Consider the following 15667-nt stretch of genomic DNA (forward strand, 5'->3'; position numbering starts at 1 on the left):
CTGCAAAGGAGTAGCACATTTTTAAGTAAACAGTAAAAACAAAATTTAAGCAATTATGCTTTGATATTTATAGTGCTATGTGCATTTATTTTGAGATAGTCCTGTTTATAGTAAATATAATTTTTAAATAGTAAATTTAACTCTTTCTTCTTGGCTTAATTTAGAAAGTTCCTCAACTTTTTCTACATCTAAGGAAAGTTGTAGAGCAAGTTTCTTACCAAGATCTTCATTCATTTTATAAAATAAAGATACTTGACGGTATGCTATATTTTTCTTAATTTCTTTCATATGATCTACTAAGTTATTTAAAAAAGCTTCTTTTTCATCTTCTGATAGCACTCTTTCATAGAGAGCTCTTGGTTGTTCAAAATCAACATCTGCAATTTCCCTTCTATGTCTTTTAAGCTCACCATCACTAACAATTATAGGAAAATCAAAAGAAATATCAGTTTTTAATCCATCTATACTATTAGGATAGTAATTTACATCAGGATTTTCTCTATTATCAAATAATTTTCCATCTCTTTGTTTTGTTTTTGCTTTTGCATTTTTGGGTTGATTTATCTTTAAGTTAGTCACGTTAGCTCCAATTCTGTATCTATGAGCATCACTATAGGCTAATAATCTTCCTTGAAGAAGTTTATCTGGAGAAGGAGCAATTCCAGGAACTATATGGCTAGGTGAAAAAGCAACTTGTTCAACTTCTGCAAAATAATTTTCAGGATTTTTATTTAAAGTAAGTTTTCCAACCGGTATAAGTGGGTAATCAGCATGATACCAAACTTTAGTTACATCAAAAGGATCAAATTTATATTCTTTTGCTTCTTCCTTTGTCATTATTTGAATGTACATTTTCCAACTAGGGTAGTTTCCGTCTGTAATGGCTTTTTCTAAATCTTCTATAGCGTAATCAGGATTTGTACCTTCTAGTTCTTTTGCTTTAGCAGCAGGTAAATCTTCACGACCTTGCTCAGAAATAAAGTGATATTTAACCCATACATAATCTTTTTCATCGTTATACCACATATAAGTGTGACTTGAGAAGCCATTCATATGCCTAAAACCTTTAGGTGTGCCATAGTCTGTAAATAATATGGTCATTTGATGTAGAGTTTCTGGGTTAAGGGAAGCAAAGTCCCAAAATGCATTATGGTCTTTTAAGTGAGTTTTAGGATTTCTTTTTTGTGTATGTATGAAATCAGGAAATTTTATAGCATCTCTAATGAAAAATACAGGAGTATTATTTCCTACCATATCATAATTTCCATCTTCAGTATAAAATTTTAAGGCAAAGCCTCTAGGGTCTCTAGCAGTATCAGCTGAGCCTAACTCTCCACCAACAGTCGAAAATCTTGCAAAAACCTCAGTTTTTTTTCCTACTTTTGATAAAAAATTAGCTTTAGTATATTTACTTACATCATGTGTTACTTCAAAGTATCCATGTGCACCGCCACCTTTAGCGTGTACAACTCTTTCTGGGATTCGTTCTCTATTAAAGTGAGCAAGTTTTTCAGTAAGAAAAACATCTTGAATGAGTGTGTAGCCTTCTTTAGTGGAAAGGCTAGTATTATCATCAGGAACAGGAATTCCTTCAGCATTTGTTAGAAAATCATTTTTCATATTATGCCTCCAAGTTAAATAAATTTTAATCTTTGCAATTCATATATTGCCTTTAATTTAGTGTTAGCATAATAGACTAGTAACATACTATCAACAATAGAAATTTTCTTAGATTATGATTATAAAATGAACTTAAATATAAGTAGAATTAAGATTATATATGAATTTTAGTGGGAGTTTTGGAAGTTTGTTTATCTATGGCTTATAGAAGAGGGGGACAGACTATGGTTATAAGGTCAATAATTTTAAAGGCAATTAAATATATTGTGATGGAAGAGAAGGTGATAATTAACATTAGATTTTTTTCTTTTTCTAAGGCAAAATAAAATAAAGAAACTTAATTGAAAAGGAATATAGAAAAACTATATTTGGGAGAGGAGTAGATTTTTTTGAAAATGCTAGAACTTTGGGAGAAAACTAAGGAGATTTTAGAAGGAGAATTATCTAAGAATACTTTTGAAAAGTGGATAAGCCCCTTAGAATTTCATAGTGCATCAAAAGGAGATGAACTTATTTTAATAGCACCAAGTACTTTGAATAAGAGGGAAATAAAGAAATACATAAGTTTTATTGACAATACTATTTTCTATAATTTTGATTTATATAAATTAATAACAGTAAGATTTCAAGAAGAGTAAGGTTGAGTTAAGTGACTATCTAAATCTTAATTTATTTATAGGAACTTACTCAGTGAGCAAAGCGAGTCAAGTTTCCTTTTAAAAGAAGCTCAGTGCTAAAGGAACTGAGTAACTTCAAGTTACAAAATTATAGATTTGACTATCAGTCAAACAAAGTGAGTTTAGAAATTTTAGTAACTGTTGTAGAAAAATATTAGAGTTTCTTTACGTAGGTGAGTGGTCACAAATGGTGAACCTATATAGCTAGATAAAAGCAAAGAGGATGTATCTATAATTCGATACATCCTCTTATGTTTATTATCAATTGAAAATTGATTTAAGGGTAATATTTAGAAACTACGTTCTTTCTTATTATAAATTTTCATTAAGAAGTATAATGGTATTGCTATAATAAGACCTCCAAGTCCCCAAATAATTTGTTGAGATGATGATTGGCATAATATCCAAAGACTTACTAGTACAGCTATTATAGGTATTACTGGTCCTAGTGGTATTTTAAAGGAACGTTCCATTTCAGGTTTTTTCCATCTTAATACTGGTACTGCTAAACATGTTGGCAGATATTGTGCAAATCTTGAAATTGCACTTATTAAGGCTAAGTGTGTAAATGAACCAGATAGCGCTATTGGAATTGTTAAAACTACTGTAAGTGTTATAGCTAAATATGGAGTTTGGAATCTACCATATTTAGTTAATGATTTAGGTAATAAGCCATCTTCTGCAAGTGCAACTGCCATTCTTGGAGATGAAAATGAAGATGCTACATTTATTCCTATAATTGAGATTAATACACCAAGACTAACTAATATTCCACCCCAAGAGCCTAAGAATAATGAAGAGGCTGTTGTTACAGGTGTTACATCTTTAGCAAGGTTAGGTCCTAAGATACCAATAGAAACTGCTTGTATAAGTATGTATACAATTGAAACGATTATCATTACTATAACAATGGCAATAGGTATATTTTTTGATGGATTATCCATATCTTCTGCTGCAAGTGCAATACTTTCAAAGCCAGTGAAAGCAAAGAAGATTAAAAGAGCAGCAGCACCAAATGAACCATGTGTATATACTCCATGTGGAAATAGAGGAGTAAAGTTATGTAGTTTCATAAAGAAAACACCAGCACCTATGAATATTATAAGAGGAATTATTTTTCCTATAGTAGCAATATTCATTATTATTTTTGTGAAGTTAACTCCAACAATATTAAGTACACCTAAAGCTATTAAGAACAGAACAACGATTACGTCTTTTGTCATACCGTGATCGGCTGCTGGCCAAAATACTGATAGAGCAGTAGTGAATCCAACTGCCATTGTAGCCCATGCTATTACACAAATGGCATAAGTCATAATACCAACTTCAAAGGCTGCAAAGTTACCAAAGGCTTCTCGTGTATAGACATAAGGACCACCATTTCTTTTGAACATTCCACCCATTTCAGCGAAACAAAGTGCTATGGTTATTGTTAAGAATGCATCAAATAAGATTACATATAAGCTGGCAGGTCCTATAAGTTCCATTGCTTTGTTTGGAAGCAGGAAAATCCCACTTCCAACAATGGCATTAAACCCTAAAAGAATGATACTAAGAAAACCTATTTTAGATTTATTTTTTCCCATCGGTTTACCTCTTTCTTTTTTCATTTGTTTTAAAAAGTATATTTAATAGTATTTTTACTTAAATATTTAGTTTTATTTATCAATTGAATTTAAAAAGTATTTAAATAGATTTAGCATTGACTCATTGTTATGAGATAAAGCTTCAGGATGCCATTGAATTCCCATTACAAAGGAGCCATCAATTTTTTCTATAGCTTCAATAATACCATCTTTAGATGTTGCTACAGCTTTAAAACCAGGAGCTAGATCCTTTATTGCTAAGTGGTGTAATGAATTTACTAGGGCTGTTTCACCTAATATGCTATATAACATTGAAGTTTTATCAATATCTATTGTATGGCTTACTTCAGTTCCATGATTGCCTTGAACATGATTTATATAAGTTCCTTCCTTTAAAGAAATATCTTGATAAAGACTTCCACCATTAACAACATTAATAATTTGATGTCCTCTACAAATTCCTAAAAGTGGAATTGATTTTTCTATAGCTTTTTTTGCTAAATAAAATTCAAATTCATCTCTTTCGAAGCAAGTGGCTTGAAGTAATTTATGTGGCTCTTCATTGTATCTTAAGGGGTCGATATCATAACCACCAGAAATTATTAGAACATCTATAAGTTCAAGATGTTTATCAAGAATTTCTTTATCTGTAGTAACTGGTAAAATAATAGGAATTCCGCCAGCTGCAATTACAGAAGAAATATAATCATCAAAAATTTTAATTCTCTTACATCCAGCAAAAGGAGGAAGATCAGTTGCTACTTCTATATTTGCTGATATACCTATAATTTTATTTTTCATATTGTACCTCCATTATTTTTTTAAATTGTATAAAAAAAAAGAACTATAATCAAAAAATAGAGACGAAGACAAACTTCGTGGTTCCACTCTACTTCAGACAAAAGTCCCTCATTAAAAACATCATTATAAATGCCTTAAGCTATAACGGGCTTTACCGTATATCCTTACTAAAAAATTGGGGATATAAACTCCGTAGTGCACTTTCACATAAAATACATGTTAGAAGCTTCTCAGCTACTGCTTCCTCTCTGTAAACTGCAGGCTTTATGTTACTTTTCTACTTCATAGTTTTTCCGACTATCTTGATAGGATTTTAAGTTTTCATAAATTAATTATATTAATTAAATTTAAAACTGTCAACAAAATCAATTGAGAATAAGAAAAAAAGTTAATATAAAGTTAATTAATTGTTTGTTATATATTATGAAATAGGGACTTTTATAGTTACAAAAATATAAAAAAGATTAAAGACAAGTAAAAAAAGTGACTGAATCTCAAAAGAAATTTTCTTTTAAACAGTCACTTTAAATTTAAAATTATTTAATTATCCATTAGGGTATCTACATTATCAGTTGGCTTTGTATCATGCTTTAAAAAATAATTAGATATTATAAAAGCAATTATAAATGGTAGAACCCATGAAAAGCCTATATCACTAAGTGGTAAATAAGAAAGTAAATTTTTTATAGAAGGTACTTTTGTACTTATAAATGTTAAAATACTAAAAAGTAAAGTTGTATATGTGCTATATTTAATTGTTAAGTTACTTTTTAGTTTTGAATCAAATAAGTTAAGTAAAATTATTACTATAGAAACTGGATAAATTATGCTAAGTAAGGATGCAGAGAAGGATATTATCTTATCTAATCCAAAGTTAGCTAAAAATATACTTACTACTGACATTATTATTACATTAACTTTATATTTTAGCTTACCATTAGAAACTCTTTCAAAAAATTCTCCCCCTGCTGATAAGAGCCCTATAGAGGTTGTTAAGCAAGCTAATCCGAAGGCTATGCCAATAGCTAAAGCTCCAAAGTTACCCAAAATAGATTTTGATAGGAATATTAACAATTGAGAATTTGTTAATCCATTAGCTAAATTACCAGTCTTTGCACCTAGGAAAATTAATCCTCCATATATAATAGCTAGTCCAACAATTGCTATAACTGATGCTCTAAGAGTAACACCAATTACCTCTTTATTTTTATATCCCTTTGATTTAACAGAGCCAATTATAAGTGTAGCAAAAACAATAGAAGCTATGGCATCCATAGTTTGGTATCCTTCAATTAATGAATGAGATAATGGTTTTGTGATTGTACTTTGAGAAAAATTACTTATAGGGCTTATAAATCCTTTTGCTAATAATAGAACAAGTATTAGTAATAAAATTGGTGTTAAATACTTTCCAATAGCCTCAATAATTTTTGTAGGTTTTAAAACAAAAATTAAATTTATAGCAAAGTAAACTATAATAAAAATAAACTGATTTACATTTTGAAAGTTTGGTAAAATTGATATTTCAAAAGTTGATGCTGCTGTTCTTGGTATAGCAAGTAATGGTCCAATTAATAAAAATAGTGTTATAGAGTAGACTTTAGAGAAGGTTGGACCAACTTTAGCAGACATATTTTCAAAATTTCCATTATTTTTGGTACAAGCAATTAATCCTAATAGAGGAAGACCGACTCCCATTATGGTGAAACCAATAATTCCGAGCCAATAATTATTTCCCAGGCTTTGTCCAAGTGTTGGTGGAAATATTAGATTACCAGCACCAAAAAACATTGAAAACAAAGCAAAACCTATGATTATGTAGTCTTTAGTTTTACTATTCATAATATGATTCTCCTTTTCGTAAAATAAGGTTTAATAAGGTAAAAATTTAATGAGGTAAAAAGTTTATTAAGTTATTAATATTAAATTAATAATATCAAAATAAATTTACCAATTCAATAAAGAAAAAGTTAAAAAAATAATAAAATTACAATAAAACAATTGTTGAAAAAGTATAATAATTTTTTGAAAGAATATTATCTATATGATAGGATAAGTGTATAAACGTAGACTTAATTCAGATGGAGTTTTGATTCCATTTGAATGTTTAGTGGTCGTTAGCTAGAAACGTGAGGCTGTTTATCTCCTACTTAAGTGACTATCTAAATCTTGATTTAGTTATAGGAACTTACTCAGCGAGCAATACGAGTCGAGTTTCCTATAGAAGATGGGAGTATTGCAGCCTCTAGCTATCAGATAAAATGAGAATTGAAGACGGAGAAGAAAAAATAAGTTAGGTTCCGTTATTATTGAATTTTTAATTTGCTTTATATTAAAGATTAATATAAACTGAAATTTAGCTAGGATAGAGTTAAAACTCCATCTAGATTTTAGTTGGAGTTATTTAGGGACTTATGTCTGTTTATGTTTAGTTTATAAAGTACTAGAATAGACAAGCGTTAGTCAGGGGATGAAGACTTTAATATTATGTATGACAAATTGGAGGAGTATTAAATGAAAGTACGTAAAGCAATTATTCCAGCTGCAGGATTAGGAACAAGATTTTTGCCAGCAACAAAGGCACAACCTAAGGAAATGTTACCTATAGTTGATAAGCCAACAATTCAATATATTATAGAAGAGGCTATAGCATCAGGAATTGAAGAGATTTTAATTATTACAGGTAGAAATAAAAAATGTATAGAAGATCATTTTGACCGTAGTATAGAACTTGAATTAGAACTTGAAAAATCAGGGAAAAATGAGCTTTTAGAAATCGTTAGAGATATTTCAGACATGGTTGATATACATTATATTAGACAAAAAGAACCAAGAGGATTGGGACATGCTATAAATTGTGCTAAGGCTTTTGTTGGAGATGAGCCTTTTGCAGTTCTTTTAGGTGATGATGTTGTATATAGTGAAAAGCCTTGTTTAAAACAACTTATGGACTGTTATGATGAATATAAAACATCTGTATTAGGAGTTCAAGCTGTTCCAGAGAAGGACGTAAATAAGTACGGAATAGTAGATGGTATACACATTGAAGATAAAGTTTATAAAGTTAAGGATTTAGTTGAAAAACCAAAAGTGGAAGAGGCACCAACAAATATAGCTATATTAGGAAGATATATAATAACTCCAGCTATATTTGAAATCCTAGATAAAACTGCACCAGGAAAAGGTGGAGAAATTCAATTAACAGACGCTCTTAAAACTTTAATTGACCAAGAAGCTATGTATGCTTATATATTTGATGGAAGAAGATATGATGTAGGATCAAAGCAAGGGTTCTTAGAAGCTACTATTGAATATGCTTTAAGAAAACCTGAAATAAAAGATGAGTTTATGGAATATTTAACAGAGAGAAAATGGGAAAATAAATAATTAATTAAAAGTGGGGGATGTAGCAAATCAGGATCTACATCCTCTGCTTTTTTATTTTATTACAGGAAATTTAGTATTTAATTAAGATATTATGGCAAACTATAAAGAAAATATGATATTATTTTTATTGAGAACTGAAATTGTGTTAAAGTAAAAAACTTATTATTAATAGTTTAATTAAATTTTCAATTAATTATTTTAGCTTTAATAACGATTATTATAAAAATGGAAGGAGAATATCTATGGAAGATAAGAAGAAGGTTATATTCAGTGGAATACAACCATCAGGAGATTTAACTTTAGGGAACTATTTAGGAGCCTTAAAAAGCTGGGTTAAACTTCAAGATGAGTATGAATGTTATTTCTGTGTTGTTGATTTACATGCAATAACAGTTAAACAAGTTCCTGCTGATTTAAGAAAAAGAACTTTAGAGATGTTAGCTATTTATATAGCTTCAGGTATAGATACAACAAAAAATACTTTATTTATTCAATCACACGTTCCAGCTCATTCAGAGTTATCATGGCTTTTAACATGTAATTCTTATGTTGGAGAATTAAGCAGAATGACTCAATATAAAGATAAAAGTCAAAAGTCAGTTAATTCAGGAGACCCAATAATAGCGGGTTTATTTAATTATCCTGTTTTAATGGCAGCAGATATTCTTTTATATCAAACAGACTTAGTTCCAGTTGGAATAGACCAAAGACAACATTTAGAACTTGCTAGAGATATAGCAGGAAGATTTAATAATGCCTATAGTGAAACATTTAAGATTCCAGAAGCATACATTCCAAAAGCTGGAGCTAAAATAATGGATTTACAAGAGCCAACTAAGAAGATGTCTAAGTCAGGGGAAAATCCTAATGGAGCTATACTTTTAATGGATAGTCCAGATGTAATTAGAAAGAAAATATCAAGAGCTGTAACAGACAGTGTTGGGGTTGTAAATTATACAGATGACCAACCTGGAGTTAAAAACCTAATAAATATACTTGCAACTATAGAAGGAATAACACCAGAAGAAGTAGTTGCCAGATTTGAAGGTAAAGGATATGCAGAATTCAAAAAAGAAGTTGGAGAAGCTATAGTAAGAGAGCTTGAGCCAGTTCAACAAAGAGTAAAAGACTTATTATCAAATAAAAAGGAACTTGAAGAAATCTACAAAGCTGGTGCTGAAAAAGCTAACTACGTAGCAATGAAAACTTTAAGAAAAACTCAAAAGAAAATAGGCCTTATTCCAAGATAATATTTAATTAAGTGTTGGTTATTAACACTTAACTTAGAAAATATTTTAATGTGTTATATTCATATGAATATATAAAAAATAAACTATCTCGAAGTAGAATAATACTACTTTAGAGGTAGTTTTATTTATTTTAATTAGTATACTTTTCCTTAGGTTAAGTTTTTATTAAGTTTATTAATATAATAAGGAATTTATCATTTATTTTTGATATATTATAATCATAGTATTTTATAATTTGCTATTATTTAAACTATTAGGTTTAATTTAAGATTTATAACATTATTTTAATGGGGAATTGTTAATTAACAATATTTTAATTTGTAGTGATAGTTACGAGGGGGAATAGTAATATTATGCAAGATAAAAAAATTCTTATAGTTGATGATGAGGAGCATATTAGGGAACTTATAAAATTTAATTTAGAGAAGAATGGCTATAAAACTATAACAGCCTCAACAGGAAAGGAAGGTCTTGAAATAGCAAAGGAAAGACAAGTAGACCTTATAATTTTAGATTTAATGCTTCCAGAGATGGATGGTTTTGAGGTGTGTAAGGAAATAAGAAGGGAACATACAATAAGTTCTATACCTATAATAATGTTAACAGCTAAAGGAGAAGAAATAGATAAAATACTAGGATTAGAGCTAGGTGCTGATGATTATATGACAAAGCCTTTTTCAGTTAGAGAATTAGTTGCTAGGGTAAAAGCGCAGTTAAGGCGGAATAATAAAACGATAGATGAAAATTTAATAAGATTTGGAGATATATCAATAAATCTTCAAACTAGAGAAGTTAAAAAATTAGATAAAAAAATAGAATTAACTCTTAAAGAATTTGAAATATTAAAATTACTTATTAAAAATAAGGGGAAAATTTTAACTAGAGAAATGTTATTAGATAGAATATGGGGTTATGAATATATAGGTGAAACAAGAACTGTAGATGTTCATATAAGACATCTAAGACAAAAAATAGAGAATGATGATAAGAATCCTATGTATGTACAAACTATTAGAGGGGTAGGATATAAATTTTTAATTGAAGATTAGAGTAATACAGACATTAGTGATTAGGTAAAATATTATAATTACTTTTAAGGGGATAAAAAAGTGAAAACTTTTTATTCCCTATTTATATTTTTAAGGATACAGTGTAGGTGATTAAAGAGTATTTATAATATTTTATATAGTTAATGAAAGAAGTTTAAGAGGAGTGGTATTTATGAAAAAGTTTAGTTCAGGATGTACTCTAGATTGTGCAGATTGTTGTGCTATTGATGTTTATGTGGAGAATAATAAAATTATTAAAATAGAAGGAAGCAAAAATCATCCTTATACAAAGGGATTTATTTGTAAAAAGGGCTTTAAGCATTTAGATTTTTTAAACCATGAAAAAAGAGTTTTTAATCCAAAGCTTAAAGTTAATGGAATTTGGGAGGATATTACTTTTAAAGAAGCTTTGAATATAGTAGCTGAAAAACTTAATTTTTATAAAAATAATTTTGGGAGCAATTCTGTTCTTTATTATGAGCAATATGGTAGTGGATCTCTTTTGAAATCAATTGGTGAAATTTTTTGTAATTTTTATGGAGGAGTTGTTAAAACTTCAGGGGGACCATGTTGGAGTGCTGGAATGAAAGCACAAAAATATGATTTTGGAGATGCTAAAAGCAACAGCTTAGAAGATATGCTTAATAGTAAATCTATAATCCTATGGGGAAAGAATCCAGCTTATACTGCTATTCATACAGCTAGTTTTATTAAGAAAGCAAAGGATAAAGGTATAGAAGTTATTGTAATTGATCCTTTGTATACTGAAACAGCAAAAAAACTAGCAACTAAGTATATTAGAATTAATCCAGGAAGTGATGATGCTTTAGCCTTAGCGATGAATAAGCTTATTATAGAAAGAAATTTATATGATAAAAATTATATAGATAAGTATGTTTTAGGATTTGAAGAGTTTAAAACCTATTTAGAAAGTTTAAATCTAAAAGAGTTAATAGAAATATCAGGAGTATCCTTTGAAGAATTAAAATTTTTAGTTCATAAATATACTGAAAAATATTCTTCTATACATATAGGTTATGGGGTTCAGAAATATAAAAATGGAGGAAATACAGTAAGAGCTATTAACGCTTTAGGAGCGATTACTGGTCAAATTGGATTCAAAGGTGGAGGAATTAATTATGCTAATAAGGTATACCCTAAAATTTTAAATACAGATCCTTATAATAGTGAAAGTTATGCTAAGAACAAAGTAATACCTGTGACTAGATTAGTTAATTATATTAATTCACAAGAGGAACAACCAATAAAAATGGCTTTAATTTATAAAAGTAATATGCTAAATCAATTAGCTAATATAAACAGATTAAAAAATGCCATGGAATCCATTGAATTTAAGGTATGTTGTGATTTATTTTTCACTGAAACTGCAAAGGAATGTGATTTATTTATACCAGCAACTAATGTTTTTGAAAGTGAAGACTTATTGTATAGTTCAATGAATAATCCTTATTTAATATATAAAGAAAAAATATTAGAGCCTAAAAATAAGCTAATGGATGAATATTATTTCTTTAGAGAGTTAGCTAAATTAATGGACATAAAGGAATACCCTATAGTTTCTAAAAAAGAATATTTAGAAGAGGTTATAAAACCTTTAAAGAGATTTGAAAGTGAAATATCCCTTGAATATATAAAAAATACTCCGTTTACTATACACAAAGATATTGCATGGGAAAATAAAATTTTTGATACTGATTCAGGAAAAATTGAAATATATTCAGAAAAGGCAATAAATGATGGATTAACACCAATAGCTATATTGAGCAAAGAAAGACAGAGAAGAAGTGAAAAGTACCCAATAAAATTAATAACAGTTCATCACAGGGACTCATTATCAAGTCAACATTTTATTGATGAAAAAAGAATATGTCAGGGATATATAAATGAGGAGACAGGAAGTTTATATAAAATAAAGGATAAAGACATAGTAAAAGTGAAATCAAAAAATGGAGAAATAGAATTGCAAATAAATATAGATAATAGTTGTGATAATAATGTAATGAAAATTTATGCAGGTTGGTGGGGAAAACAAGGTAATCCTAATTATTTAACTGATGATGGTGAATCAGATATGGGAGGACAAATAACTTATAACGAAAGTTGGGTTTTAATAAGAAGTAATGTTAAGAAATCTTAATTGATTCATAATGTAAATTAACTTAATTATAATTTTCACTTAAATCACTGTTGATATTATAAATTTGTAAGTTTTAGTTATGAATATTATTTTGTGGGGGTACAAATTTATGAAAAAAACAGTAGTTAAGATTTTAACTTCAGCACTTTTAGTTACATCAGCTTTAGGAGCATTAACAGGATGTGGATCAAGTAGTGGAAAAGTTGATGATGCAAAGGGAGCAGCAGGGGAAAATAAAGTTTTAGCAGGAGAAATCAAAGTAGATGGTTCTTCAACAGTTGCACCAATTACAGAAGCAGTGGCAGAAGAATTCAACAAGGAATATAAGGATGTAAAAATACCAGTTGGAGTTTCAGGAACAGGTGGAGGCTTTAAAAGGTTTATTGTAGGTGAAACAGATATTCAAGATGCATCAAGACCTATTAAAGATAGTGAAAAGGAAAAAGCAGATGCTAATGGAGTTTCCTATACTGATTTTACAGTTGCTTATGATGGAATAACATTAGTTGTAAGTAAGGATAATGATTTTGTTGATTCATTGACTAAGGAAGAACTTAAAAAGTTATGGGAGCCAGATAGTAAAATTAAAACATGGAAAGACTTAAGACCAGAGTGGCCAGCTGAAAATATAAAATTTTATAGTCCAGGTCCAGATTCAGGAACTTTTGAATTCTTTACAGAAGCTATAGTTGAGAAAGCAAAAGCAATGAGAAGTGATGTTAATCCAAGTGAAGATGATAATGTTCTAGTACAAGGGGTAGCTGGTGATAAAAATGCAATAGGATTCTTTGGATATTCATATTATGAATCAAATAAAGATAAATTAAAAGCTGTTAAAGTTGATGCAGGAAAAGGAGCTGTAGAACCAACATTTGAAATTATAAAAGATGGGACTTATGCACCTTTAGCAAGACCAGTATTTATATATGTAAATAATAAAAGTTTAGAGAAAGCAGAAGTAAAAGAGTTTGTTAAATTCTATTTAGAAAATGCAGAAACACTTGTAAAAGAAATAGGAGAAATTCCATTAACAGCAGATAAATATAAAGAAGAATTAGCAAAAATAAAATAAAAAAGCTCAATAATAAAGCCTGAATAATAGATGTTAAAATTAGAGATTAGTCAAAGAATGGTGAGTAAAAAATGAGGAATGATGAATAAGAAATAAGAAGTGATGAAGAATAACCAGTGGTAAAAATGCGTAAGGAATAAAAAGTAAAGATGGAAAAGTAAAATATATAAGTATAACAAGAATAAATATTAAAGAATTACTCTGAGGCATTAATATAAAAAATAAAAAAAATCCGTTGCTGTTATGTTATTACAGTGGCGGATTTAATTTTTAATTATAACTTTAAGAAAATAAAATAGAAAATTGAAGAATAATAAATGAGTATTCTTAAGAAATAAGTTGAATGATGTAAATAAAAAGAGAAAAATAAAAAGTAAAATAAATTTTATATAGTGCTGTATATACATCATAAATCGATTTTCTCTATACCTTTCAAGTATACTTAGGACTATTTCCTTATGATTATAGATAAACTATATAGAATATTAATTATTTAAAAGAATCATTGTAGCGTTGTAGTAGAAGGAGTTGATATGGTTTATTTACGTTTTTATTATGGTTTTGGTGGTAAAGCAAATTTTTAATTATCTTTGATTATACTTCTATGTTGTTATGTCATAACAGCATAGAAGATTTTTTTTATTATTTTTATAGTGAATTTTGGAAGGGGAATTTTAGTGAATTATGTAGATTTATTAAAGTAATTGTTGGAATTTCAAAAATGATTTAATATTTTTGATTCTATAAAATGTAAATTTGTTGTTTTTGTGCTGTTATGTCATAACAGAGTAGGAATTTTCTATAAGAGATTTATATGAGAAGGATGAATGGGAAGAGTTCACGAGGGCTTCAAAGCTTAGTGGTGGTAGGATTTTTTATTTATCTACTAAAGAAGGGAGATTTGAGCTATCTTCTAAGGTGGAATATTTAAAGAAAGATTCTAAGAATAGAGCTACCTATAGAAAAATTTAAAGTTAAAAAAATATAGCATAATCTTAACTTAATCTTAAAGTAACTGAAGTGGCTTTTAACAAAAAGAATATATTATATGTATAAAGAGTTATTCTTTGTGGAGAGATTTCAGTTGTTTTGGGAGGACAATTATGAAAAGAAGAAGAGAAAGATTTATGGAGTATACCCTTAAGGGGTTAGGGTTTTTTACTATAGCTATTACAGCTATAATAATTATTATTTTATTTGTTGAAGGGATAGGCTTATTTAAGGAAGTGAGTGTAAAAGAATTTTTTACTGGTGAAAATTGGTCACCACTTATGGAACCTAAGAGCTTTGGGGTGTTACCTCTTGTAAATGGAACTTTGATGATTGCTATTGGTTCTAGCCTTGTGGCTGTTCCTATAGGAATAGGTGCTGCTATTTATTTAAGTGAATATGCTTCAAAGAAGGCAAGAAAAATATTAAAACCAATTTTAGAAATTTTAGCAGGTATACCTTCTATTGTTTATGGATATTTTGCCTTAAATATTATTACACCTTTTTTAAAAAATTTTATTAGTGATATTCAAGTTTTTAATGTTCTTAGTGCAAGTATAGCTGTTGGAATTATGGTTATTCCCCTTATCTCATCCTTAAGTGAAGATGCTATGAGTGCTGTACCAGAACTTGTTAAGAGTGGTGCTTATGCCATGGGAGCAACTAAATTTGAGGTGGTTCGAAAGATAGTTATTCCAGCATCAATATCTGGAATAATTTCATCAATTATATTAGCTATTTCAAGGGCTATAGGAGAGACTATGATAGTAGCTATAGCAGCAGGTGCAAAACCTCAAATGACTTTAAATCCTTTAGATTCTGTTCAGACTATGACTGGATATATGGTATCAGTAGCAATGGGAGATGTAGCAGTTGGAAGTATAGAATATAAAACTATATTTATTGTTGGTGCTTTATTATTCTTAGTTACATTTGTTTTAAATATTATTGCAAGAAGTGTAGTTAAAAGAGGAAAAATTTATTATTAATAAAAATTATAAAATGAGAATTAACTTAACTAAGGTAAATTATATCTAAGGATAGTTGTAAGGTGAATTTTAATGAAGAATATTTTAT

General features: G+C 28.7%; 13 protein-coding genes and 1 other annotated feature. Of the genes, 9 read left to right on the plus strand and 4 right to left on the minus strand.

The window, feature by feature from the left end; translation table 11 throughout:
• Positions 1–123: 123 nt before the first annotated feature.
• Positions 124–1620 carry a catalase gene (locus ARA19_RS03740; RefSeq protein WP_055069600.1) on the minus strand — a complete coding sequence of 499 codons (1497 nt, stop codon included), beginning with the start codon at positions 1618–1620 and terminating at the stop codon, positions 124–126.
• 197 nt (positions 1621–1817) lie between these two features.
• Between ARA19_RS03740 and ARA19_RS18095 the strand changes: the two genes are divergently transcribed.
• Both ARA19_RS18095 and ARA19_RS03745 read left to right on the plus strand, forming a co-directional pair.
• On the plus strand, positions 1818–1946 hold the full coding sequence (locus ARA19_RS18095) for a hypothetical protein (protein WP_278321662.1): 129 nt from the start codon (positions 1818–1820) through the stop codon (positions 1944–1946).
• A gap of 69 nt (positions 1947–2015) precedes the next feature.
• Positions 2016–2258 (plus strand): DnaA N-terminal domain-containing protein, encoded by a 243-nt coding sequence (locus ARA19_RS03745; RefSeq protein WP_242862389.1) that lies wholly within the window; start codon positions 2016–2018, stop codon positions 2256–2258.
• Between the two features lie 329 nt (positions 2259–2587).
• On the opposite strand, the gene ARA19_RS03750 is transcribed toward ARA19_RS03745, so the two are convergent.
• From ARA19_RS03750 to brnQ, 3 genes are all read right to left on the minus strand, one after another.
• Positions 2588–3883, minus strand: coding sequence for an APC family permease (locus ARA19_RS03750; protein ID WP_055069602.1), 1296 nt, complete (start codon positions 3881–3883; stop codon positions 2588–2590).
• A gap of 72 nt (positions 3884–3955) precedes the next feature.
• Entirely contained in the window at positions 3956–4684 is a 729-nt protein-coding gene (locus tag ARA19_RS03755; RefSeq protein ID WP_055069603.1) for a gamma-glutamyl-gamma-aminobutyrate hydrolase family protein, read from the minus strand.
• 55 nt (positions 4685–4739) lie between these two features.
• Positions 4740–4979, minus strand: a binding site (T-box leader).
• Positions 4980–5224: 245 nt separating this feature from the next.
• Complete coding sequence (gene brnQ, locus ARA19_RS03760; RefSeq protein WP_055069604.1) at positions 5225–6526, minus strand: branched-chain amino acid transport system II carrier protein; 1302 nt, start codon at positions 6524–6526, stop codon at positions 5225–5227.
• A gap of 672 nt (positions 6527–7198) precedes the next feature.
• Here brnQ and galU point away from each other — a divergent pair.
• The 7 genes from galU to pstC all read left to right on the plus strand — a co-directional run bounded on the left by galU (position 7199) and on the right by pstC (position 15579).
• Positions 7199–8071 (plus strand): UTP--glucose-1-phosphate uridylyltransferase GalU, encoded by an 873-nt coding sequence (galU, locus tag ARA19_RS03765; RefSeq protein ID WP_055069605.1) that lies wholly within the window; start codon positions 7199–7201, stop codon positions 8069–8071.
• Between the two features lie 242 nt (positions 8072–8313).
• On the plus strand, positions 8314–9321 hold the full coding sequence (gene trpS, locus ARA19_RS03770) for a tryptophan--tRNA ligase (protein ID WP_055069606.1): 1008 nt from the start codon (positions 8314–8316) through the stop codon (positions 9319–9321).
• A gap of 353 nt (positions 9322–9674) precedes the next feature.
• Entirely contained in the window at positions 9675–10370 is a 696-nt protein-coding gene (locus tag ARA19_RS03775; protein WP_055069607.1) for a response regulator transcription factor, read from the plus strand.
• A gap of 172 nt (positions 10371–10542) precedes the next feature.
• Positions 10543–12528 carry a molybdopterin-dependent oxidoreductase gene (locus tag ARA19_RS03780; RefSeq protein WP_055069608.1) on the plus strand — a complete coding sequence of 662 codons (1986 nt, stop codon included), beginning with the start codon at positions 10543–10545 and terminating at the stop codon, positions 12526–12528.
• A gap of 109 nt (positions 12529–12637) precedes the next feature.
• A complete protein-coding gene (locus ARA19_RS03785) occupies positions 12638–13600 on the plus strand; it encodes a PstS family phosphate ABC transporter substrate-binding protein (RefSeq protein WP_055069609.1) in 963 nt (320 codons plus the stop codon).
• Between the two features lie 801 nt (positions 13601–14401).
• Positions 14402–14572 (plus strand): DUF1413 domain-containing protein, encoded by a 171-nt coding sequence (locus ARA19_RS18285; protein WP_084764228.1) that lies wholly within the window; start codon positions 14402–14404, stop codon positions 14570–14572.
• Between the two features lie 131 nt (positions 14573–14703).
• Positions 14704–15579, plus strand: coding sequence for a phosphate ABC transporter permease subunit PstC (gene pstC / locus ARA19_RS03790; RefSeq protein WP_055069610.1), 876 nt, complete (start codon positions 14704–14706; stop codon positions 15577–15579).
• Positions 15580–15667 lie beyond the last annotated feature (88 nt).

The sequence above is a fragment of the Clostridium massiliamazoniense genome, assembly GCF_001403635.1.
Taxonomy (GTDB): domain Bacteria; phylum Bacillota; class Clostridia; order Clostridiales; family Clostridiaceae; genus Sarcina; species Sarcina massiliamazoniense.

Excerpts from the sequence above, each read along its gene's own strand:
- ARA19_RS03740 (WP_055069600.1), bottom strand. The coding sequence starts at position 1,620 with ATGAAAAATGATTTTCTAACAAATGCTGAAGGAATTCCTGTTCCTGAT.
- ARA19_RS18095 (WP_278321662.1), top strand. The coding sequence starts at position 1,818 with ATGGCTTATAGAAGAGGGGGACAGACTATGGTTATAAGGTCAATAATT.
- ARA19_RS03745 (WP_242862389.1), top strand. The coding sequence starts at position 2,016 with ATGCTAGAACTTTGGGAGAAAACTAAGGAGATTTTAGAAGGAGAATTA.
- ARA19_RS03750 (WP_055069602.1), bottom strand. The coding sequence starts at position 3,883 with ATGGGAAAAAATAAATCTAAAATAGGTTTTCTTAGTATCATTCTTTTA.
- ARA19_RS03755 (WP_055069603.1), bottom strand. The coding sequence starts at position 4,684 with ATGAAAAATAAAATTATAGGTATATCAGCAAATATAGAAGTAGCAACT.
- brnQ (WP_055069604.1), bottom strand. The coding sequence starts at position 6,526 with ATGAATAGTAAAACTAAAGACTACATAATCATAGGTTTTGCTTTGTTT.
- galU (WP_055069605.1), top strand. The coding sequence starts at position 7,199 with ATGAAAGTACGTAAAGCAATTATTCCAGCTGCAGGATTAGGAACAAGA.
- trpS (WP_055069606.1), top strand. The coding sequence starts at position 8,314 with ATGGAAGATAAGAAGAAGGTTATATTCAGTGGAATACAACCATCAGGA.
- ARA19_RS03775 (WP_055069607.1), top strand. The coding sequence starts at position 9,675 with ATGCAAGATAAAAAAATTCTTATAGTTGATGATGAGGAGCATATTAGG.
- ARA19_RS03780 (WP_055069608.1), top strand. The coding sequence starts at position 10,543 with ATGAAAAAGTTTAGTTCAGGATGTACTCTAGATTGTGCAGATTGTTGT.
- ARA19_RS03785 (WP_055069609.1), top strand. The coding sequence starts at position 12,638 with ATGAAAAAAACAGTAGTTAAGATTTTAACTTCAGCACTTTTAGTTACA.
- pstC (WP_055069610.1), top strand. The coding sequence starts at position 14,704 with ATGAAAAGAAGAAGAGAAAGATTTATGGAGTATACCCTTAAGGGGTTA.